Source organism: Enterobacter sp. UNJFSC 003 (genome assembly GCF_036903355.1).
Taxonomy (GTDB): Bacteria; Pseudomonadota; Gammaproteobacteria; order Enterobacterales; family Enterobacteriaceae; genus Enterobacter.
Genome location: NZ_JBAKHK010000363.1, coordinates 1 through 234, shown reverse-complemented (window position 1 = coordinate 234; position 234 = coordinate 1). Strand labels below are relative to the sequence as shown.

The following is a 234-nucleotide window of genomic DNA, read 5'->3' as shown; positions in this document are numbered from 1 at the left end:
CCTGTTCCGTGGCCTTCAGCCACTCCGCCTACAGGCTGGCTGAAATGCAATGGTGCAGCTTTTTCTGCTGAAGAATACCCGGAACTGGCAAAGGCTTATCCGACAAATAAATTGCCTGATTTACGTGGTGAGTTTATTCGTGGCTGGGATGATGGGCGTGGTATTGATGCTGGACGTGCCTTGCTAAGTCTTCAGAATGGAGGAGTGGAATCACACACCCACCAGGGACAGCTC

The 234-nt window shown here is 51.7% G+C and carries 1 protein-coding gene; it reads left to right on the top strand.

What is annotated here, in order from left to right:
• A partial coding sequence (locus tag V5P19_RS24560; RefSeq protein ID WP_334408119.1) for a tail fiber protein occupies positions 1-234 on the top strand: 234 nt, incomplete at both ends.